Source organism: Herbaspirillum sp. ST 5-3, assembly GCF_004804275.1.
Lineage (GTDB): Bacteria > Pseudomonadota > Gammaproteobacteria > Burkholderiales > Burkholderiaceae_D > Noviherbaspirillum.
The window spans coordinates 216837-238816 of record NZ_STGI01000009.1 but is presented as its reverse complement, the minus strand read 5'-3'; the positions used below and the strand labels follow the sequence as shown (position 1 = coordinate 238816).

Here is a 21980-nt window from a genome sequence, read left to right as displayed (position 1 = left end):
CCTGGCAGTAGGCATTCGCCGCGTCGCGCACCATGCGCTCTTCATTCGTCAGTTGCTGGTCCAGCAGCAGCGGGTCGTCCCATTGGAATTGCACTTTGCTTTTCATTGATGGCTCCGGTTTCAGATTCTTTCGAGGACGACTGCCAGACCCTGGCCGACGCCGATACACAGGCTGACGACCGCGTAGCGGCCGTTGCGACGAGCGAGTTCGCGGCTTGCCGTCAGTGCGAGACGCGCGCCGGATGCGCCGAGCGGATGGCCAAGCGCAATCGCGCCGCCATTCGGATTGACGCGCGAGTCGGTGCCGGAAACGCCGAGCAGCTTGAGACAGCTCAGCACCTGGCTGGCAAACGCTTCGTTGATTTCGATGACATCCATGTCGGTGAGCGACAGGTTGGCGCGCGCGAGCGCCTTGCGGATGGCATCGACCGGGCCGATGCCCATGATGCGCGGCTCAACGCCGGCCACCGCGGCGGACAAGATGCGCACCATCGGCGCCTTGCCGACTTGTTCGCCAGCGGCTCGGCTGCCGATCAGCAGGGCGGCAGCACCGTCATTGATGCCCGACGCATTGCCTGCGGTGACCACGCCGCCTTCAAACAGCGGCTTGAGCTTTTCCAGGCTGACTGCGGTGGTTTCCGGACGCGGATGTTCATCCTTGTCGACCAGCACCGGCGGCGTTTTGCGTCCGGTCGGCACGCTGATCGGATGAATCTCGCCGGAAAAGAAACCATCCTGCAGCGCGGCGTGATATTTCATTTGCGAGGCGAGTGCGAAGGCGTCCGCTTCCTCGCGGCTGATGCCGAACTGCTTGGCCACGTTGTCGCCGGTTTCCGGCATGGTGTCCGCGCCGTATTCCTTGGTGACCTTCGGATTCGGGAAGCGTGCGCCGATGGTCGAATCGAATACCTTGAAGTCGCGGCCGAACGCAGCTTCCGACTTGGCGACCACGAAAGGTGCGCGGCTCATGCTTTCGACACCGCCGGCGACATAGAGATCGCCCTCGCCGCAGGTAATGGCGCGCGCCGCATCCATGACGGCCGCCAGGCCGCTGGCGCACAGGCGATTGACGGTTTGGCCCGGGACGGAATATGGCAGGCCGGCGGCGAGCAGTGCATTGCGCGCCACGTTGCGCGAGTCTTCGCCCGCCTGGTTGGTATCGCCGAGAATCACGTCCTCGATCTGTTCCGGCTTCCACGGATTGCGCGCGACAAGGGCGCGCATGACTTCCGCGACCAGGTCATCGGGGCGCACCGGCGCCAGCGCACCGGCGTGGCGGCCGAACGGGGTACGCAAGCCATCGTAGATATAGGCGTCGAGCATGAATCAGATCTCCTTGTGAAGTAGCGACAGGCCGAGCAAGGCGCGACGCTGCAGCCAGGGGCTGGGACGGTAGCGCGGGTCGCCGGTTTGCTGTTCGAGGTTTTTGAGAATGGCAAGTACGGTAGTCGGGCCGAGTGCGTCGCCCCAGGCAAGGGGACCGAGCGGATAACCGAGGCCGAGCGTGACGGCGCGGTCGATGTCGAGCGGATCGGCAATGTCCTGCTGCGCGATTTCGCAGGCGATATTGATGATGTGCGCCACTACGCGCTGCGTCACCATGCCGGCGCTGTCTCGGATCACGCTGACCGGGACGCCGGTAGCGCCGAACAGGCCGCAGGCCATGGCGAGGTAGTCGGAAGTGGTGGCAGGCGTGGTCATGACCACGCGGCGGCGACTGGCGTCGAACAGGCTTTCCACACCGACCGTGCGGCGGCCGTCGAGATCCTCGCGCGCGCAGCAGGTGGTTGCATCCTCGCCCAGCGGCGTGACGAGGCACAAGGCGGAGTCGCTGGGGCGGGCGGAGGTTTCGATGGGAATGCCGGCGGCGGAGATCAGCACCGCGATGCGTTCGGCCAGTTCCGGGCGGTCATGGCTGAGCCAGACACTGGTCGGAAGTTGCGTGGCCTGCGCCGGCTCGGCAATCGCCTCTTTCTTGCCGTCGGCGCCGTAGCGATAAAAGCCGTGGCCGACTTTCTTGCCGAGCGCGCCGGCAGTCAGCATCTGGCGCGTATTCACCTGCGGGCGGAAACGCGGCTCTTCGTAATACTGGTGGTAGATCGATTCCATCACCGGATGCGAGACGTCCAGTCCGGTCAGGTCCAGCAGTTCGCAGGGGCCGAGGCGGAAGCCGGCGGTATCGCGCAGGATGTTGTCCAGCACCGGCACCGATGCGATGCCTTCGGCCAGCACGCGCAAACCTTCCGTGCCATAACCGCGACCCGCATGGTTGACGATGAAGCCGGGCGTATCCTTGGCGCGCACGGCGTTGTGGCCCCAATGCCGGCCGAGGGCCAGCAGATAGTCGGTGATTTCCGGCCTGGTCAGGAAACCGCCGATGACCTCGACGATCTTCATCAGCGGAACCGGGTTGAAGAAATGGAAGCCGGCGACGCGCTCCGGATGCTGAAGGCCGGCCGCAATGGCGGTAACCGGCAACGAGGAGGTGTTGGTCGCCAGGATCGCGTCCGGCCCGGCGATGCTTTCCAGATTGCTGAAGAGGGCCTTCTTCACGGCAAGGTCTTCAACGATCGCTTCGACGATCACATGGCAGCCGGCCAGGTCTTCCAGCCGGTCACAAACCTGCAGCCGGTCAGCGGCCGCGGCGGCAGCCGTCTGATCCAGCTTGCCTTTTTCGCTCAGCTTGCCAAAGGTTGCCAGCAATTCCTGCCGGGCCGTGCCTGCCGCGCCCTCGCGGCTGTCGCACAGGCGAACTTGCGCGCCGGCGAGCGCGGCAAGCTGCGCAATGCCCCTTCCCATCACCCCGCATCCGACAAGACCAACCACCAGTTGCTGCGAGTTGGGCGGGGGTAGAAAGGCGGTTTGCATGCGAAGGCTCCTGAGTATTGAGGGAATTTCTATAGTTCTGCAATGCAGAAGAACATCATTTAAAATGGAACTGTATTGCTTTTTGCGCCGGGCTGTCAAGATTTCATTTGTTATCTCTGTTGATCATTAAAGATGGCAGCAAGAAGAGGGCATTCTTGCGCAAATACGCATTTTGCATTTTTCGCAAGTGTTCTGCAGTGCAGCACCTTATTCTGCAAAAATCGTTGCAATTCCATTTTGGATATGCCAGTATCTGCACCCTGAAGTACCTTTGGAAACATTTCGGGGCCGGCCTGAAACCGGTGCGCCGTCTGCGCCCTTCGCCGGACATGCGCAAGCTCGCCCCGATCGAGGCCCTTTGCAAATAAGACAAGGAGACGGAATGACCCAAGCAGTGCACCCGGCTGCTACGCCCCGCCGCATTCACGAAGCGTTTGCACCCTGGACCGAAACCTGCGCCGACAAGCTTGCGCTGGTTGACGACCTGTCCTCGATTACCTACGGCGCCCTGGGTGGAGTGGTCGAAGCGGTGGCGGAACGCCTGCGCGACGCCGGCGTGCGCCCGGGCGACCGGGTCTTGCTGGTCGGGGAAAACTGCGTGGCGCTCGCCGTGTGCATCCTGGCCGTCAGCCGGCTCGATGCGTGGTCCGCGACCGTCAATGCGCGCCTGTCCGCGCGTGAAATCGACAACTTCCTGTCCCATTCCGGCGCCCGTCGCGCCTTGTATTTCAGCAGCATCTCGCCACAGGCGAAGGCGCACGGCGAACTGCGCGGCGCGCAGGCGGTCGACTGGCCCAGCATCGGCGGTCTTTTGCTCGGTCCGTTGAACGAGCAAGCCATCCCTGAGCCGGTGGAACAGGCAGCCGCCGATCAGGTTGCGGCCATGGTGTATACCTCCGGCACGACCGGTGCGCCGAAGGCGGTGATGCTCTCCCACGCCAACCTTTTGTTTGTCGGCGCCAACAGCTGCAGGATGCGCCGCATCGTTCCCAGCGACGTTATCTACGGTGTATTGCCGCTGTCGCATGTGTACGGACTGTCATCGCTGCTGGTCGCCGCATTGATTGGGGGCTCGGCATTGCGCCTGGTCGCGCGCTATCAACCGGAAGCGCTTGCAGCGGCACTGGCGGAGCAGGGCATCACGGTGATGCACGGCGCGCCGGCCATGTACGCCAAGCTGCTGGAATGGAGCGAAAACACCGGGACGCCTCTGCACGCGCCGCATTTGCGCGTTGCCCAGTCCGGCGGCGCGCCGCTGACCCTGGCGCTCAAGCAGGCTTTTGAAAAAACCTTCGGCATCACGCTGCACAACGGCTACGGCATGACCGAAGCCTCGCCCTCCATTTGCCAGACCCGCCTGGACGATCCGCGCAGCGATTGCTCGGTCGGCCCGGCCATTCCCGGCATCGAAATCCAGTTGCACGGCGCCGAGCAAAGCGAAGAGGGCGTCGGCGAGCTGTGGGTGCGCGGGCCGAATGTGATGAAGGGCTACTACCGCGCGCCGGAACTGACCGCGCAGACCGTCACGCCGGAAGGCTGGCTGCGCACGGGCGATCTCGCGCGCCGTGAAGCGGACGGCGCGATCACCATCGCCGGCCGCAGCAAGGAATTGATCATCCGTTCCGGTTTCAACGTCTACCCGGTCGAAGTCGAGCAGGTGCTCAACGCCCATCCCGACGTCGTGCAATCCGCGGTCGTCGGACGCGAGGTCGAAGGCAACGAAGAAGTCGTTGCTTTCATCGAGGTATCGCAGACCGGATCGTTCACGCTCGATGCGCTGCGCGCGCACCTGAAAGCCAATCTTTCCCCCTACAAGATTCCTTCGGAGATCGTCGTTCTCGATCACTTGCCGGCCGCTGCGACCGGCAAGGTTCTGAAGAAAGAGTTGCAGCAACTCGCTGTACAACGTCCGTCCGCCGGGCGTCAGCATTCCTGAAACAAGCGTTTTTCACACGAGAGGAAGAGACATGAAATTCCAACTTAGCAGTGTCGCCAGATTGGGCGTTGCCATCAGCGCCGCCATGTTCGTCGCCGCTGCAGGCGCAGAAGAGTTCAAGGTCGGCGCACACATGCCCTTGACCGGCACGCTGGCACGTTCCGGCGCAGGCTTCAACGAAGGCATCGCGGCCGCAGTCGAGATCTTCAACAAGAGCAACGGCAAGCACACCATCAAGATGGTCACCATCGACGATGAGTCGGCACCGGCCAAAGCGGTCGCCGCCGTCGAGAAGCTCGCCTCGGAAGGCGTGGTCGCCTTGATCGGCGGCTACGGCTCCAACATCATCGGACCGGCATCGGATGCCTCCAACCGTCACAACCTGACCTACATCACCGCCGGCGGCGTCAACGACGACCTGACCAAGCGCGGCTACAAGACCTTCTTCCGGATCAACAATACGCGCGGATACGAGATTGCCATCGAAAACCTGCTGCAGGAAATGAAAGCGAAATCGGTGTCGATTGTCTACTCCACCAAGGAAGCGACCACCGACCTGGCCAAGAGCATCGAAAAGGATCTCGGCGGCAAAGGCTTCAAGGTCACCACGCACGCGTTTGATCCGGCCATCACCGACTTCAAGCCGATCATCAACAAGATCAAGCTGCAGGACAAGCCGGACGTACTCCTGATGAGCGCCTATGAGAACGACTACGTCGGCATCATCCGCGCCGCCAAGGTGCTCAAGCCGGAAGTGAAATCGGTCGTCGGCGTCTGGTCGCTGGCCACCTCCAAGATGGCATCCGATTTCCCCGACCTGATGCCGAACGTGATCGGCACGGCGCTGCTGCCGTTCCCGGTCGAATACAAGACGCCTGAAGGCAAGAAGTTCGCCGACACCTACAAGAAGATGTTCAACAAGGACGTCGATTACCTCGCGCAGTTCGGTTATGTGAAGGCTTCGCTGCTGTTCGAAGCGATCGCTCGCGCCGCGGACAACGGCACCCTGAAGAAGGGCGGCTTGCCGGACGAAATGCGCAAGACCAGCCGCGATACGCTGATCGGCAAGGTAACGTTCGACGCCAACGGCGACAACCCCAACTTCCAGCATCGCATGGGGCAGCATCAGAACGGCAAGATCGTGATCGTGTCGCCGGCATATCAGGCCACCGGTCCGCTGAAGTATCCGGCAGTACCTTGGTAAATCGGTCAGGCGTGCTGAATCAAGCACGTACCTGGGCACACACCTGATTCACATCGCGCGCATCCTGCTTCCTCCATGGGGGAGGGGATGCTCGCGCGACGCGTGACCGGCGCATGCTGCATTGAACGCCTGCGCGCCGGACCCAAACCGTTTTCCAGACAAATCATGTCCGAACTCATCCTGCAATCCCTCTACTCCGGCCTGCTGGTCGGCGGCGTCTATGCGCTCATCGCGCTTGGCTTGACGCTCGCCTTCGGCACCATGCGCATCATCAATCTGGCGCATGGCGAACTGGTCCTGCTCGCCGCCTATATCGCCTATACGGTGGAAAGCCGCTTCGGCGTCAATCCGATGCTGTCGCTGCCGCTGGCGCTGGTGATCGTGTGCGCCTGTTCCGCCGTCGTCTACTTCCTGGTATCGCGCATCAAGCGCAACCGCGAACTGAATTCGCTCATGCTGACATTCGCGCTCGGCATGATCCTCACCAATGCCGTCCTGCTGTTCTGGTCGAGCGATATCCGCTCCACCGGCAATGCAATGATGCAAGACGCAGTGCAGATCGGCAGCCTGTACAGCATGTTCAGCGAACTGCTGTTCTTCGTCGTCAGCATCGGCGTGGCCGCCGTGCTCGGCTGGTGGCTGTCGCGCAGCTGGTACGGCCGCGCGGTGCGCGCCGTGTCATCCAATCGCGACGCGGCCAAGCTGATGGGCATCAATCCATCCAAGGTCGAACTGGCGTCCTTCCTCGTGGCCGGCGTGCTGGCGACGATTGCCGGTATCGCCATCTATTCGAGCAGCGTGATTTCACCGCCGCTCGGACATTCGCTGACAGTCAAGGCCTTCATCATCACGGTGCTGGCCGGTGTCGGCTCGGTGCCGGGCGTGGTACTGGCCGCCTTCCTGCTCGGCATCACCGAAGCGATGACGGTCACGCTGCTCAGCTCCGCATTGCAGGAACTGGCGGGCATGCTGCTGTTCCTGATCGTATTGTTCATCATGCCGAACGGCTTGTTCGGCGCCAAGAAGCGGCGGGGATAAAGCAATGGAAAAATCAGTGAAAAAACTCATCTGGGTGGCGATCGCTCTGCTCTATCTGGTCGTACCGTTCTTCCTGAAGGACAACAGCTATATCCTCAGCCTGACGGTGTCCTCTCTCATCGTGGCCGGCGTCGCGGTGCCCTGGGCCTTGCTCGGCAATCTCGGCGGCATGGTCAGCTTCGGCCATGCGGCCTTCTTCGGCATGGGTGCGTATGCCTCGGCCCTGCTCACCATGAAGGCGGGATTGCCGGTGCTGCTGGCGATTCCGGCCGGTGGCGTGGTCGCATCGATTGCATCGCTGGCCATGCTGCCCGCGCTGCGCCTGTCGGGGCCGTATTTCGCGCTGGCGATTCTTGCGTATGCGCACATCTTCAAGATCCTCGCCACCGAGTTCACGTCGCTCACCGGCGGCTCGGCCGGCATCTCGTCGATTCCGGGCTTGCCGAGCCTGGTGCAGGCCGATTTCCTGACCGGCCTCGGTCCTTACCTGCTGGGCCTGACCATCGTGCTGTTGTTCTGCGTGGTGTATGCCTGGGTGCGCAAGAGCCATTACGGCATTGCATTGCGCGCCATGCACGACAGCGAAGACGCGACCCGCGTGGTCGGTGTCAACAGCGTGTTGCTGAAGTCCTGGATGCTGCTGCTGTCGGCGTTCATGACCGGCACCATCGGCGCCTTCAACGCGCACATCATCAACTTCCTTGAGCCGGACTACGCGTTCAACAGTTCCTGGAGCGTGCTGCCCATCGTCGCCGCGATCTTCGGCGGCTATCGCACCATCACCGGCCCGATGGTCGGCGCGATCGTGATCTACCTGGTCGACCAGTTGTTCTTCAAGGCGGTCCTGTCGTCCGGTCACCAGATCGTGCTGGGCATCGTGCTTGCCGCAATGATCCTGTTCGCGCCCGACGGCCTGCTCACGGTATTCAAGAAACGCAATACGGGAGGCCAGCATGCTTAAGCTCGACAAGATCACGATTCAGTTCGGCGGCCTCGTCGCACTGAAGGATGTGAGCTTCTCCATGGGTTCCGACCAGGTGGTCGGCCTGGTCGGCCCCAACGGCGCCGGCAAGACCACCTTGTTCAATGCCATTTCCGGGCTGGTCAAACCGACTTCCGGCAGCGTCTCTTTCGACGGGACTGAAATCAGCGGAAAGCCGCTGCACACCCGTGCGCGCATCGGCATCGGCCGCACTTTCCAGATTCCGCAGCCGATGCACGAACTGACAGTGCGCGAAAACCTGATCGTTGCGCAACGCTTCGGCAACGGCAAGGTGGACCAAAAGCGCATCGACGAGATCCTGGAATTCATGGATCTCTCGGCCCAAGCCGAACGCGATGCCGCCACCAGCCTCGCGCTGCAGGAACTCAAGCGCCTGGAAGTGGCGAAAGCCCTGGCAACGGAACCAAAACTGCTTTTGCTTGACGAAGTGCTGGCCGGCCTGGAAACCACCGGCAAGCGTTATTTCACCGCCAAGCTGGAAGACCTGCACAAGAAATTCAAGATCGGCATCCTGATCATCGAACACGACATCGAAACCGTCTCGACGCTGTGCGACCGCGTAGTGGTGCTCAATTTCGGCAAGGTGATCGCCGACGGCGCGCCGGACGCTGTATTCCGCGACCCCGAAGTCATCAAGAGCTATACAGGAGACGCCCATGCTTGAGATCCGCAACCTGCGCGCCGGTTACGGCGCCATCAACGTACTGTGGGACGTCAACCTGTCCTTCGCCGAGAAGCAGCTGACTTCCATCGTCGGCCCCAATGGTGCAGGCAAATCGACTCTGCTGAAAACCATCATGGGCCTGGTGACGCCGAGCCAGGGCGATATCACCTTGCGCGGCGCCTCGCTGGCGCAGCACCGGACCTGGGACATGGCGGACCAGGGTGTAGTGCTGGTTCCCGAAGGCCGCCTCGTGTTTCGCGACATGAGCGTCGAGGAAAACCTGATCATGGGCGCGTTCCCGAAGCAGAAGCGGGCGTCGATGTCGAACAACATCGAGCGCGCCTATGAACTGTTTCCCCGCCTGAAGGAGCGCCGCAAGCAGCTTGCAGGCTCGCTCTCCGGCGGCGAAGCCCAGATGGTCGCGATGGCGCGCGGCATGATGGCCGAACCGCGCGTGTTGCTGATCGACGAACCTTCGCTGGGCCTGGCCCCGGTGATCGTGCAGGAAATTTTCAACATCCTCGCCAAGCTCAAGCAGGAAGGCGTCACCATTGTCCTGGTCGAGCAGAATACGCACATGGCGCTGAAGCTGGCCGACCGCGTCTACATGATGCGCAGCGGGCGCGTCGTGATGGACAAACCGGCGTCGGAAGTCGATGTAGCAAAATTGCATGATCTGTACTTTGCGCTCGAAGGCTAGGATAATGCCGCAGCAATTCGACAATCAGCCCTTGAATTTCCTTGTCGCAGCGGACGAGGTCGCACCGGAAGACCAGACAGCCATGGCGGAACAATCGAGCGAAAATCACGTGCCGGCAGAGAAGAAATCCAATGCCAAGGAGGACAGGCACTTCGTCACCGCGCTCGCGCGCGGGCTGGACGTGCTGTCGTCCTTCCGCTCGGGTGAAAAGCTGCTCGGCAACCAGGAACTTGCCGAGCGCACCAAGCTGCCGAAGTCGACCGTTTCGCGCCTGACCTACACGCTGACCAAGCTGGGTTATCTGCAATACGTCGACGAGATCGGCAAATACCGCCTCGGCACCGCAAGCCTCGCGCTCGGCAGCGCGATGCTGTCCAAGCTCGACATCCGTCAGTTCGCGCGCCCCTACATGCAGGAGCTGGCCGATTTTTCGCATGCCACGGTGTCCATGGGCATGCGCGACCGCCTCAGCATGATCTACGTGGAAAACTGCCGCAGCCAGGCTGCACTGACGCTGCGTCTCGATGTCGGCGCGCGCATCCCGATCGCGCTGACCGCCATGGGCCGCGCCTACCTGGCGGAAACGTCCAGCGCGGAACGCAATGAGATCCTCGAACGCGCACGCGAATTCGACGAGACCAAGTGGCCCGCCATTCGCGAAGGCGTCATGCGTTCCCTGGAGGAATACAAGACCATCGGTTGCTGCACTTCGTTCGGCGACTGGCAGCCGGACGTGAACGCAATCGCAGTCGCCTTCCGTCCCGCCAACGGGTCGTCCATCCTCAGCATCAACTGCGGCGGCCCGGCCTTCACGATTTCGAAGGAATTTCTGCTCAACGAAGTCAAGCCGCGCCTGCTCGACCTGGTCGACCGCCTGAAACGCACCTGACGAAAGCCTTCGTCCCTCTCGCCATCCCCCGACGCCGCCCCGCCTTGCGCGGGCGCGGACGTCCAGATTGATTCCCTCGTTGCCTGCCGAACATTGATCGGCTCTCCCGCAAATATTCGGTGTTTTGTATTGGCGTAGTGCTGTTACAGTGCGCACGCATACGGTTTCCTCTACTAACCGCCAACACTAATTGCACGGCAGCCTTCCTCGGGTTCCGGGAGAGAAATCATGAACTTTCGCAGCTTGCGCATCGGTACCCGGCTCGCCATCGGCTTTGGCATCATGCTCGCCATGCTGATCGTGGTCCTCGCCGCCGACAACCTGATCAGCACACGCAACCGTGAAGCGATGATCGCCGGGCTGGAAGTCAGCAATGCCAAGAGCAGCCTGGCGGGAAGCATCAAGAGCGCCTTGCTGGAAGGCGGCATTGCGATGCGCAACATCGGCCTGCAATCCGACATCACGGCCATGCAGCGCGAAGAGGAAAAGGTCAAGGCGCTGCGCAAGCGCTTCGCCGAAGCGCGTGACAAGCTGATCGCGCTGGGGCTGACCGAAACGGAAAAGAAACTCCTCGCCGACATCACGCGGCTCGATGTGGAAACCGATGTGCCGTTCAGGGAAGCCATCCGCCTGATCGGCGCATTCAACAGCGAAGATGCCATCAAGCTGATCGCAAGCCGTATCGATCCACTCAACCAGCAGGCGCTGGCCGATATCAACCAGCTGGTCGACATCCAGCAGGCCGCGGCGCATCATGTGCTCGATGCAACGGTGGAATCCGGCAAGCAGTTGATGAACGTGCTGTTTGCCATCGGCGCCATCGCACTGGCAGCGGGTGGCGTTCTCGCCTGGGCGACGACGCGCAGCATCACTTCTCCCTTGCATGACGCGGTGCAGGTCGCGCGCCGTGTCGCCGCCGGCGAGCTGGCATCGCAAGTCCCTGTCTCCGGCAAGGATGAGGTCAGCCAGCTGCTGCTTGCTCTGCGCGACATGAACGACGGCCTGCACAGGATCGTGCGCGACGTGCGCCTCAGCACTGATTCGATCACCGTCGCATCGCGCGAAATCGCCGCAGGCAATGCCGATCTTTCCTCTCGCACTGAAATACAGGCAGGCGCCTTGCAGGAAACGGCCGACTCCATGGCGCAACTGACTACCGCAGTCAAGCAGAATGCGGCGCATGCGAAAGAGGCAAATAGTCTCGTGGTATCCGCATCAGATGTCGCGGTGAAAGGCGGCGAAGTGGTCGGTGAAGTCGTCGGCACCATGGGATCGATCAAGGACAGCTCGCGCAGGATCGTCGATATCATCGGCGTGATCGACGGCATCGCTTTCCAGACCAACATATTGGCGCTCAATGCCGCGGTGGAAGCGGCACGCGCCGGCGAGCAGGGCAGGGGATTTGCCGTGGTTGCCGCGGAAGTGCGCAATCTTGCCCAGCGTTCCGCGAGTGCGGCGAAGGAGATCAAGGACTTGATCCACGACTCGGTCGAGAAAGTCGATGCCGGCAGCAAGCTGGTCGATCAGGCCGGCAAGACCATGGATGACATCGTGAACTCCGTGATGCACGTCGCCAACATCATGCGCGAGATTACCGCCGCGAGCGCGGAGCAAAGTGCCGACATCGAAGAAGTCAGCCGGTCGATTGCGAAGATGGATGAAATGACGCAGCAGAATGCCGCACTCGTCGAGCAAGCCGCCGCTGCTGCGCACAGCATGCAGGACCAGGCCATGACGCTCGGCAAGGCAGTCGCGATCTTCAAGGTGGAGAACGCGGTGCCCGCGCCGAATGCCGTCATCGCATTGCCATCATCGACACCGGCACGTCCGCAACTCGCACATGCACACATGCATGACGGCGAACATTTGCAAGAGTGCTGACGACACGCCTCGCACTCAACATTCTTCATCTCATTCATGCTCCCGTCATTTTGCGAGGGCATATTCTCGTCATTCCGCCGGCATGATTTTCGGATGCCGCGCTGAATCTTGCTATAGTGCGCACAGGTTGTGATGGCGCACCTGGCTGGGGTTGCACGTACGTTCGTACTTTTATCTCGGCGCCGCGATTGCGTCAGATCAAACGAGATGACAGTGCCGGACGTTATGATAGAAAGCTAATTTTTCAACGGTTCCAGTCATCGCCGCGTAGCGTCTGGGCGAGTCGTCACTGTATTGTTTGTCGTTTCCAGGGAGATTGAAATGAATGATGTCGTAATCGTCGCCGCAGGCCGCACCGCCGTCGGGAAATTCGGCGGCAGCCTGGCCAAGGTCGCTGCCTCGGACCTCGGTGCCCATGTGATCAAGACTCTGCTCGCAAAGACCGGCATCGCTCCGGATCAGGTGAGCGAGGTGATCATGGGACAGGTCTTGACCGCTGGCGTGGGCCAGAACCCTGCGCGGCAGGCGGTGATCCGCGCCGGTCTCCCTGACATGGTCCCGGGCATGACGATCAATATGGTGTGCGGCAGCGGCCTGCGCGCAACGCACCTCGCGGCACAGGCCATCAAGAGCGGCGACGCGGAAATCGTCATCGCCGGCGGCCAGGAAAACATGAGCGCTTCCCCGCATGTGCTGAACGGCTCGCGCGATGGCTTCCGCATGGGCGACGCCAAGCTGGTCGATACCATGATCGTCGACGGATTGTGGGACGTCTACAACCAGTACCACATGGGCATCACCGCCGAGAACGTCGCGAAGAAGTACGGCATCTCGCGCCAGGAGCAGGACGAGTTTTCCGTCGCGTCGCAGAACAAGGCGGAAGCCGCGCAGAAGGCCGGCAAGTTCAAGGATGAAATCATTCCTTTCGAAATTGCGTCGAAAAAGGGCACAGTCACCTTCGACACCGATGAATTCATCAAGCCGGGCGTCACGCTCGATGCGCTGGCCAGCCTGCGTCCCGCCTTTGCCAAGGATGGCACCGTCACCGCCGGCAACGCGTCCGGCATCAACGACGGCGCAGCGGCCGTCATCATGATGTCGGCCAGGAAGGCCGACGAGCTTGGCCTGAAGCCGATGGCGCGCATCAAGGCGTATTCCTCCGCCGGCGTTGATCCGAGCATCATGGGCATGGGCCCGGTTCCGGCTACGCAGCTGTGCCTGAAGAAGGCCGGCTGGACGCATCAGGACCTCGAACTCATGGAGATCAACGAGGCGTTCGCCGCGCAGGCGCTCGGCGTCAACAAGGAAATGGGCTGGGATACCAGCAAGATCAACGTGAACGGCGGCGCCATCGCGATCGGCCATCCGATCGGCGCATCGGGCTGCCGCATCCTCGTCACGCTGCTGCACGAAATGATTCGCCGCGACGTCAAGCGCGGCCTTGCCAGCCTGTGCATAGGCGGTGGCATGGGTGTTGCATTGGCTGTGGAGCGTTAAGCGACACGGAGCAAAAAGGGGAGATGCGCACGGTTGGTGAGCCGCATTCGGCGACGTCGTCCGAAGCACTCTTGGCATGCCGTTTCCCCGATGGTTGGCAGATTTTTTCATCGCATTCGACATAGAGAGAAACGAACATGGCAAGAGTCGCATTAGTCACAGGCGGTATGGGAGGTCTTGGCGAAGCAATCTGTATCAAGATGGCTGCGCTCGGTTACCAGGTTGTCACTACCCATTCACCCGGCAACACCAAGGCTGCGGAGTGGCTGAGCTCGATGGAGCAGCAGGGCTTCAATTTCCGTGCATATCCGTGCGACGTCGCGGACTTTGATTCGGCACAGGCATGCATCACGAAAATCACCGAGGAAATCGGTCCGGTCGATGTGCTGGTCAATAATGCCGGCATCACGCGCGACATGACGTTCAAGAAGATGGACAAGGTCAATTGGGATGCGGTGATCAGGACCAACCTCGATTCCGTCTTCAACATGACCAAGCCGGTATGCGACGGCATGGCGGACCGCGGCTGGGGCCGCATCATCAACATTTCTTCCGTCAACGGCCAGAAGGGCGCGTTCGGCCAGACCAACTACTCGGCAGCGAAAGCCGGCATGCACGGCTTCACCAAGGCGCTGGCGCTGGAAGTCGCGCGCAAGGGCGTCACGGTCAACACCATCTCGCCGGGCTATATCGGCACCAAGATGGTGATGGCCATCCCCAAAGAGGTGCTCGACAGTAAAATCATTCCGCAAATCCCGATGGGCCGTCTCGGCAAGCCGGAGGAAGTGGCGGGCCTGGTTGCCTATCTGGCATCCGATGAAGCGGCTTTCCTGACCGGCGCGAATATCGCCATCAACGGTGGCCAGCATATGTATTGACCGGTAAAAGCGTCACAGTTGGCGTTCAGTCAAGAGCGCGGATGGGCCCCTGGGTTCATCCGCGCTTTTTTGTGGTGCGAGCGCCTGTCAACGTCAGAAAATGTCGCGTTTCCAGTCAACAAAATTCCGGCCTGCGCGTTAGTGGAAGGGTAGAGTCTGTCTACATTCAACTCCAAGGATACGTAACATGAAAAAACTGATCGCTGCCCTGATTGCCGCCGCGTTTGCCGCAGGCACCGCATTTGCACAAACTCCTGCTGCTCCCGCAACGCCGGCTGCTCCGGCAGCTGCCGCGACTCCGGCGGAACCGGCAGCCAAGCCGGCCAAGAAGGTCAAGAAGGCGAAGAAGGCCAAGCACGTCAAGCATGTCAAGCACGCCAAGGCCAAGAAAGCCGCTGCCAAGTAAGCAGCGAAGCAAGCTGCAAGCAAGGCCCTCCGGGGCCGCACGCCGAACAGCAAAAAACCCGGCGCCACGAAAATGGCGCCGGGTTTTTTTATTGCCGCAGGAAGTTTCGATCAGCTCGGGCTGCCCGCCTGCGGCTGGTTCTTGTCCACGATCTCCTGCAGCAAGTCGATCAGTTTCGGCATCGAGACATAACCGGCCGTGACCATATCCAGTTGTCCGTCGCGTTCCAGCACCAGGGTCGGAAAACCGCTGACGCCCCAGCGTTCGGCCTGCAGGAAATCATCGCGCGTGGCCGTGATCGCGGCGTCCGAATTCCAGACTGTCAGGAAGGTCTCCTCATCCGTCGGAAATCCGGACTCGCTCAAGGCCTTGACGACAATCGATGCCAGAACCTTGCCCTGCGTCACATCCTGTCCTTCGGAATAGAAGGCGCGCTGGATTTCATGGAACGCGAACAGCGACGCTTTCGGCGCCAGCATGCGCGCTGCGACGACTGCCCGGCACGCCGGCTCGGTGTTATAGATAAAGCCTTCGCGTGACAAGCCGTCGTAGGAAAACGGCAGGCCGGTCTGGTCGGCCACCTTGTGCCAGTGTTCCAGCAGCGATTCCTTCAATGACGCATCCATCGGCTTCGTCGCATACGGCCGCAGTCCGCCGACCACGATTTCGATCGGCATGCCGGGCAAGCCTTCCAGCAGCGCCGCGAGCTCAGGCCCGAAGCCGTAGCACCAGGAACACATCGGATCGGCTATGTAAATGAGGCTCGGCATAGGGCTCTTTCTTTGAGTTGATAAGGAATGTCCAGCTTGCATACTACCCCGGCGTGCATCGCGTTCTAACGCCGAGTATCGCCCGAAATCCGTCCCTTTTCCGCGAAATACGCGCAAAATCCGCCGCCGCTTCCTGAACTAACTTCATGGACAAATGATCTACCCGCAAGAGGCCGGTGTCGTCGCATGCCGGTGATTCGGTATGCGCGGGCCTCGCACCCCTGTTTTTTTGCGAAATGGGTTCTACACTGAATTATTTGCAGGCGACTCTTGGAGAGCTTTATGCGGAGCGATTACATCCAGCGATTTGGTACCGAAATTGATGACGCGCATGAAAAATCACGCAAGGAAGTGATGCGGATGATTGAATCTCACGGCTCCCGGCCGATTTCCGACCTGGCCGAGATGAGCGAGGGCGAGCGGGTAAAGTGGTTTTTCTGGAATCTGCACGAAAATCTCGACGAATTCCGCAAGCTGGAACCGACGCTGATCGGGCAGGTCACCTGCACGCAGCTGACGGTGGCCGACGGCCTGTCGATGGCCACCGAAAAAGTGGGCATGGAAAAGAACATCACCCTGACCTGCCGATGGCATCTGCGGCTGGCGTATGCGACCTTCCAGAACGAGGAAGCCTTCCCGATCGGCGAGGGATCGGTCGAGCTGTCCGTCTCCAACAGTTTGCCGTCCAAGCCGCCGCTGCAGAAGAACCAGAAGGGCTACATTGAATCCGACAGCTCGCTGTATCCGCACCAGCTGTATCTCTACGGCTGGGTCACCGAGCCCGTCTGGGATGAAATCAAGCCGCACTTGTACAGCCCGACGCCCAACTGCCATACCGATTTGATGCTGCGCGACAACTGCCTGTTTCCGGTGAAGCAAGGCTTCGGTTTTGTCGCCGGCCCGCCCGGAGCAGTCGGCATCACCAACCTCGAATTCCGCGTCTCTTCCCATTCCGCCGATCGACGGGGGAACAGGCGTACCGAGACGCTGTAATCTCGATCGGTCACCACTGCCGGCCGGGCATCGAGCCCGGCCCGGGCTGCTATTTCCGCGACAGCCAGTCATCCAGCGAAATCCGTCCCGCCCCAAAGCCAACCAGCACCAGCAGCAGCGCACCCCAATAGAAGTGGTCATTGATCGCTGCCGGGCATTCAAATGTGAACAATGCCGGATACGACAGCACTGCCATCGCATTGACAACAAACAGGCCCAGCGCGGCGGGCCGCGTCAGCAGGCCGAGCGCGAGCAGCACCGGGAATACCAGTTCGCCCGATGCGCCCATCCATGCGGCCAGCGCGGGCGGCAGCAGCGGGACGTGATATTCATACTGGAACAGCGCAAGCGTCGCGTCCCAATCGCTGACCTTCACCATGCCGGCCTTGAAGAACTGCCAGCCGACGAACAGCCGAATCGCCAGGCTCAGCAGTGAGCCGGCCCAATCGGTGATCCGTGCATCGTATCGGATCACGTCGCGGTGCAATCGCAGAATCGATTCCATCCTCTCACTCCTTCACAGTGTGTTCGTTCAATTCGATATCGACCAGCACTTTATGCCGCAAGCACTGCTGCAGATATGCGCCAAAGTCGAAATCCGCATCCACCGCAAGCGCCGCATCGAGCGCCGTACCCAATGCGTGCCCTTGCTGCAGCGCCATCAGCGCGGCATGCTCGGCCTGCGTCAGCGGCAAGACACCGGCCTTCCATTGCGGCCGCACGATCAGCGCATGACTGGCATGCGCAATCTCGCGCGGAAATTCCGCATCCAGGTCTGTTTGGTGCGCCTGCCATAGTTCAACCACGGCCCAGGTCGAGGCGAACAGCCGGCATGCCGGATGCAGGATGAAGCGCGCGCCATCGAGCTGTTCGGGCTGCAGTTGCATCAACTTCCCCGGATCGATCGCATCCGCATTCGACGCATAATGCGCGCGGTGCAGCATCCACTCCAGGCGTGCCATGTCCGGGAAATACGGATAGTCGGCCACATGCGCAAACGTTTCGAGGAAGTGCGGGAACTCCGCACCGAACTGATTCAGGTCGCCCACTCTGGAGGGATAGGCCTTGCCATAGGCGCGCACGAGGGCAGTGAAGAACTCCTCGCCGACCAGTGTCTTCAGGACCGGATAGGCGGACGACAATGTCTTGTCCCAGTTGCCGGTGAGGTTGCCGCGATACAGGGCAAGACGCTGTTCCGCAAGCTGCGCATCGCCCTTGAACAGGGGCAGCACCAGTACTTCGGTCTTCGCGTCCAACAGCGCATTGGAAAATGCTTGTTGCGACAGCGCGATCCTTTCGGCTTCCATGCATTGCTGTACGGCGTTCGCGATATGCCGCGCATGCTGCGCTTCATCGAGCAGCACATCGAGTGCAGGAATGTCGGTATCCCATTCGATCAGGGTCGCTACCCGGCCGAAGCGTCGTACGGCCTTTTCATATAAATCCCATACCGAATCCGCCACACGGTCGCCGTGATGATCGATGACCGCATCGGGCGTTACGAGGTGCCCCGCCAGATGCATTTCGACCACGCTGGCCGGTGCGATCGACGCCATCGCCGCGATCGGGTCTTCATTGTGATTGCAAAGATTGACGTAGAGATTATTGATGTCGAGCAGAATGCCGCACCCGGTGCGCGCTGCGACCGCTGCAAGGAATTCCGCCTCGCTCATCGCATCATCGCGGTAGCGCAAATAGGTCGACACGTTTTCGAGCAGGATCTGTCTTCCCAGCACTTCCTGGATGCGATCGACGCGTTCGCAGATCAGCGTCAAGGCTTCGCGCGTCAATGGCATCGGCAGCAGATCGTTCAAATGACGGTCGTCCACCGCGCCCCAGCAAAGATGTTCGGATACCAGCGCTGGTTCAATGCGCAAAACGAGCTCGCGCACCTTCTCCAGATGGCGTTCGGAAAACCCGCGCGCCGAGCCGATACCCATGCCGACGCCATGCAGGCTAATCGGATAATCCTCGCGCAAGCGCTGCAGCACATGCGCATCCCATCCGCCTGCCTCGACATAATTTTCCGTATGGGCCTCAAGCCAATCGACCCTCGGTCGCTTGTCGAGAAATTCGCGGTAGTGCGGAGCCCGCAAGCCGACTCCGAAACCCAGCCGTGCAAGCGATGATTGGTCAGAATGCGGCATGGCGCGGCTCCGCACTGATATTACTTCGACGCGCTCATCTTGCCGCCCATCTGGGTGCAAGTGCCTTTGGCGACGAGTTTGAATTCAGTCGGATCCTTGTCCTTCTTGGCCTGACCCGCACAAGAATGCGTGCCGGTAACGCTGGCGCAATCGTTCTGGCCGGCCTTGGCGATGCCGAAGCATTTCTCCTTGTCGCTGTCGGCGGCATGGGCGGTGCCGAGACCGGCGATGCAAACGGTGGCAAGGGCGGTAGCGAGCAGGGCGTGGCGTTTGTTCATGGAACTCTCCTTCAATCAATAAAAATGGATCGGATATATAAAGAGCCGGTGATCCGGCTGAACAGTAGTCGCGCCAGATCCGGATTACTTACAACACCACCATTATTTTTTTCAGGAGAGCCGGCACCACCCAATGGACGGATGGTGCCGGCAGGGGAGCAGGGAGTGAGGAATGACGCGGTGCCGCTTTACTGGTTCGGGAACAGCCTGCCTTGTGCCAGCAGGATCAGGGTGCGCAAGCTGAGGAATGCGATAACCGTCGACGCCAGCACCAGCGCCAGGATGCCGATCCAGAGCGGCCAGCCGCCGCGGTGGACGGTTTCCAGCATCACGCTGGCCAGTGCTGCCAGTGGAAACGAGAACGACCAGAAGCCGATCGAGAAGGGAACCTTGGTCCACCAGTGATAGCGCACCATCACGCCGACAAAAGGACCGATCGACAGTCCCAATCCGATTGCCAGCGCTTCACCCGGCAACTCCGGCCAGATGGTCGCTGCCGTCAGGGTTGCAATGGTGGGCGGCGCCAGTTCCACGCCTATCGTAGGGCGCACCGCCTCCGGCATAGGGCCTTCAAACAAGGTGCTGAGAATGCGCGCTTCGAGCAGCGCCCAGCCCGATATCCCGGTGCCGAACAGCAGGGCGCCCCATCCCGGATAATGCAGCGCGCCCAGCGTCATGCCGCCGATCAGCGCGCCGCCGACGACAGGCAGGTAAAGTGCGGGTGTGACGGCATTGGAAGGCATCTGGCCCGTGGCGAGCACGGAGACGACGGGTAGCGCGATGATCAGGTTCAAGCCCAGCGCCAGCAGCGTCAATACCAGCCATACGTCCTGCCCGGGCTGCTTGAATTGGATGACGGCCAGCAGTATCGACAGCGGTATCAGTGCTTGCAGCGATCCGTGTACCGGATGCCTGTACTCGCGCATCACCGCCTTCGGATAGAACCTGCACTTGAGGATGTACAGCAGCAGGGATGCGCCCCAGATGGCGGTCACCGGCCAGATCAGCAGTTCACTGACATCTGCGGCGAAATCCCATCGGTAAGCGGCTGCCCGGCGCCATGCTGCGAGCAAGCCGAACAAGCCGACCGAGATTGCAAACAAACCAGCCGGCAAGCGTTCCAGCCATGAAGATTTCTGAGGGCTGTTTGCGCCAAACAGATAATAGAGGCGGGCGCGCGGATTTTCGTTGTCCATCTTTGCCTATCCCTGATAATTCGTTTCCGATGACTTCCGGGTGGACGAATCGACTGTACTTCGACGGAATTTTCATTTCATATTAGCCGGATTTTCAACAATGCGTATTGAAATGGTACGAAGAGAATGCGTCTTCATGACCAAGGATTATGCAGGTGACATCGAACATTATCAGGACGTACAGAATCGGGAAATAAAGTTCTGCATCGCACAAAAAGATGCTTGTACTTGCGGCGGTCGATCTCTAGAATTGTCGATGCTGCTTCGCAGCAAAGTTTGACAACATTTTTCGTCACGCCACCCGCTCGTTTGCACCACCGTTCAGGAGTTTTCATGTTTCCGATTCAAGACCAGATTTCCGTAGCAACCAAAGCCAACCTCGAAGCCAATCTCGCGCTGTACACCTCCCTCACCAACAAGGCGCTCGAGAGCGTCGAGAAACTGGTCAATCTGAATATCGCCACGGTTCGTATGTCGATGGAAGAAACTTCCGCCGCAACCCGCCAGATGCTGACCGCGAAGGATCCGCAGGAATTCCTGTCCATCCTCAGCTCGCAAGCCGCGCCGAAGTTTGAAAAGGCGGTCGCCTACGGCAACCACTTCGCCAGCATCACCGGCGCTGCCCAGGCTGAATTCACCAAGGCTGCCGAAGCGCAGGTTGCGCAAATCAGCCGCAAGATGAGCGAGCTGGTTGAAGAAGCAGCAAAGAAGGCGCCGGTCGGCTCCGAAAACCTCGTTACCATCGTCAAGACAGCGATCGGCACCGCCAGCAACGGCTACGAGCAACTGACCAAGACCGCCAAGCAGGCAGTCGAAGTCATGGAGTCGAACATGACGACAGCCGTGAACAGCTTGTCGCAAGTTGCCGCGGTCACCAAGAGCTGATGCGCTGACGCGTTTCAAACCTTGAGGAACGGGCCGCATTGCGGCCCGTTTTTCTTTGGCGCGGATGAATACCGGCGTACCGGTTCGTTCGTCTACGATGCAATGGCCGCAAATCGCGCGGCATCCGGCTCGAGTACGACGCGGAAGGCATTCGTCATGTACGAGATCGTGTGGTAAGCGCCAATCAACGCAACCAGCTCCAGCAATTGCTCCGGCGTGAAGTTGTCGGCCAGTTGTTCCCACAGCATGTCCGATATGCAGGCGCTATCGTGCAATTGGTCCGCCAGTTGAATCAGCAAGGCCTCGCCGTCAGTCCAGGCGTCGCTGTTGTCCGCGGCTGGAAGTGTCGCGGCAATCTGCTCCTTGCTCAATCCCGCACGCTTCCCAAAAAACGCGACATGCACGCCCCACTCGTATTCCGAGTTGCAGCGCGCGCAAGTGCGAAGAATCACGAGCTCGCGTTCGCGCAAGGATAGCGTACCTGGGTCAAGCAGACTTCCGGCAAAGATGCGTTGAAGGACGCGCGGATTGCGCGCCATCGTCCGAAACAGGTTGAGGGGCTCACGACCGGGCGGCATGATGCGCGCGAACGCGTCTGCAATGGATGCATCGTACGGCGCTTCCGCCGGGGCAATGCGTGGCGATGCGGGGAGTAAACTCATTATGTTCTCCTGATGGTGAATGGAAAGCGCATCCGTCTGGACGGAAAGCTACGTTTACTGTAGCATACGGCTACGGTTTATGTAG

Annotated in this window: 21 protein-coding genes; 13 read left to right on the top strand and 8 right to left on the bottom strand. The window is 60.7% G+C overall.

Annotated features, from left to right (window positions below):
- Nucleotides 1–120: 120 nt before the first annotated feature.
- A complete protein-coding gene (locus tag E6W33_RS18265) occupies nt 121–1323 on the bottom strand; it encodes a 3-oxoadipyl-CoA thiolase (protein WP_136418742.1) in 1203 nt (400 codons plus the stop codon).
- Between the two features lie 3 nt (nt 1324–1326).
- Entirely contained in the window at nt 1327–2868 is a 1542-nt protein-coding gene (locus E6W33_RS18260) for a 3-hydroxyacyl-CoA dehydrogenase (RefSeq protein ID WP_136418741.1), read from the bottom strand.
- A gap of 382 nt (nt 2869–3250) precedes the next feature.
- On the opposite strand from E6W33_RS18260, the gene E6W33_RS18255 reads away from it, so the two are divergent.
- From E6W33_RS18255 to E6W33_RS18205, 11 genes are all read left to right on the top strand, one after another.
- On the top strand, nt 3251–4804 hold the full coding sequence (locus E6W33_RS18255; RefSeq protein ID WP_136418740.1) for an AMP-binding protein: 1554 nt from the start codon (nt 3251–3253) through the stop codon (nt 4802–4804).
- 31 nt (nt 4805–4835) lie between these two features.
- Entirely contained in the window at nt 4836–6008 is a 1173-nt protein-coding gene (locus E6W33_RS18250) for an ABC transporter substrate-binding protein (RefSeq protein WP_136418739.1), read from the top strand.
- A gap of 165 nt (nt 6009–6173) precedes the next feature.
- Entirely contained in the window at nt 6174–7046 is an 873-nt protein-coding gene (locus tag E6W33_RS18245) for a branched-chain amino acid ABC transporter permease (RefSeq protein ID WP_136418738.1), read from the top strand.
- A gap of 16 nt (nt 7047–7062) precedes the next feature.
- The gene (locus E6W33_RS18240; protein ID WP_348983167.1) at nt 7063–8007 is read left to right on the top strand and encodes a branched-chain amino acid ABC transporter permease; all 945 of its coding nucleotides are present in this window, start codon (nt 7063–7065) and stop codon (nt 8005–8007) included.
- Nucleotides 8000–8713 carry an ABC transporter ATP-binding protein gene (locus E6W33_RS18235; protein WP_136418736.1) on the top strand — a complete coding sequence of 238 codons (714 nt, stop codon included), beginning with the start codon at nt 8000–8002 and terminating at the stop codon, nt 8711–8713. The genes E6W33_RS18240 and E6W33_RS18235 overlap by 8 nt, the downstream gene beginning before the upstream one ends.
- Nucleotides 8706–9413 (top strand): ABC transporter ATP-binding protein, encoded by a 708-nt coding sequence (locus E6W33_RS18230; RefSeq protein ID WP_136418735.1) that lies wholly within the window; start codon nt 8706–8708, stop codon nt 9411–9413. The genes E6W33_RS18235 and E6W33_RS18230 overlap by 8 nt, the downstream gene beginning before the upstream one ends.
- An 82-nt stretch (nt 9414–9495) precedes the next feature.
- Nucleotides 9496–10302: an IclR family transcriptional regulator gene (locus E6W33_RS18225; protein ID WP_136418761.1), complete on the top strand. Its 807-nt coding sequence runs from the start codon at nt 9496–9498 to the stop codon at nt 10300–10302.
- Between the two features lie 228 nt (nt 10303–10530).
- Nucleotides 10531–12183, top strand: coding sequence for a methyl-accepting chemotaxis protein (locus tag E6W33_RS18220; protein ID WP_136418734.1), 1653 nt, complete (start codon nt 10531–10533; stop codon nt 12181–12183).
- A gap of 321 nt (nt 12184–12504) precedes the next feature.
- Nucleotides 12505–13680, top strand: coding sequence for an acetyl-CoA C-acetyltransferase (locus E6W33_RS18215; protein WP_136418733.1), 1176 nt, complete (start codon nt 12505–12507; stop codon nt 13678–13680).
- A gap of 137 nt (nt 13681–13817) precedes the next feature.
- Nucleotides 13818–14558, top strand: coding sequence for a beta-ketoacyl-ACP reductase (locus tag E6W33_RS18210; protein WP_136418732.1), 741 nt, complete (start codon nt 13818–13820; stop codon nt 14556–14558).
- Nucleotides 14559–14745: 187 nt separating this feature from the next.
- Nucleotides 14746–14964, top strand: a complete 219-nt coding sequence (locus E6W33_RS18205) for a hypothetical protein (RefSeq protein WP_136418731.1) — start codon at nt 14746–14748, stop codon at nt 14962–14964.
- A gap of 110 nt (nt 14965–15074) precedes the next feature.
- On the opposite strand, the gene E6W33_RS18200 is transcribed toward E6W33_RS18205, so the two are convergent.
- Entirely contained in the window at nt 15075–15734 is a 660-nt protein-coding gene (locus E6W33_RS18200; RefSeq protein WP_136418730.1) for a DsbA family protein, read from the bottom strand.
- A 282-nt stretch (nt 15735–16016) separates the two neighbouring features.
- On the opposite strand from E6W33_RS18200, the gene E6W33_RS18195 reads away from it, so the two are divergent.
- Nucleotides 16017–16727, top strand: coding sequence for a hypothetical protein (locus E6W33_RS18195; RefSeq protein WP_136418729.1), 711 nt, complete (start codon nt 16017–16019; stop codon nt 16725–16727).
- 49 nt (nt 16728–16776) lie between these two features.
- Here the strand turns inward: E6W33_RS18195 and E6W33_RS18190 are convergent, their stop codons facing one another.
- The 4 genes from E6W33_RS18190 to E6W33_RS18175 form a co-directional block, all read right to left on the bottom strand.
- Complete coding sequence (locus E6W33_RS18190) at nt 16777–17232, bottom strand: DoxX family protein (RefSeq protein WP_136418728.1); 456 nt, start codon at nt 17230–17232, stop codon at nt 16777–16779.
- A gap of 4 nt (nt 17233–17236) precedes the next feature.
- The gene (locus E6W33_RS18185) at nt 17237–18874 is read right to left on the bottom strand and encodes a DUF692 family multinuclear iron-containing protein (protein ID WP_136418727.1); all 1638 of its coding nucleotides are present in this window, start codon (nt 18872–18874) and stop codon (nt 17237–17239) included.
- 20 nt (nt 18875–18894) lie between these two features.
- Nucleotides 18895–19152 (bottom strand): DUF2282 domain-containing protein, encoded by a 258-nt coding sequence (locus tag E6W33_RS18180; RefSeq protein ID WP_136418726.1) that lies wholly within the window; start codon nt 19150–19152, stop codon nt 18895–18897.
- A 188-nt stretch (nt 19153–19340) separates the two neighbouring features.
- Nucleotides 19341–20348 carry a hypothetical protein gene (locus E6W33_RS18175; protein ID WP_136418725.1) on the bottom strand — a complete coding sequence of 336 codons (1008 nt, stop codon included), beginning with the start codon at nt 20346–20348 and terminating at the stop codon, nt 19341–19343.
- Between the two features lie 333 nt (nt 20349–20681).
- On the opposite strand from E6W33_RS18175, the gene phaP reads away from it, so the two are divergent.
- Nucleotides 20682–21233: a TIGR01841 family phasin gene (phaP, locus tag E6W33_RS18170; protein ID WP_136418724.1), complete on the top strand. Its 552-nt coding sequence runs from the start codon at nt 20682–20684 to the stop codon at nt 21231–21233.
- Between the two features lie 92 nt (nt 21234–21325).
- Here phaP and E6W33_RS18165 read toward each other — a convergent pair whose 3' ends face one another.
- A complete protein-coding gene (locus E6W33_RS18165; RefSeq protein ID WP_136418723.1) occupies nt 21326–21895 on the bottom strand; it encodes a carboxymuconolactone decarboxylase family protein in 570 nt (189 codons plus the stop codon).
- Between the last annotated feature and the right edge of the window lie 85 nt (nt 21896–21980).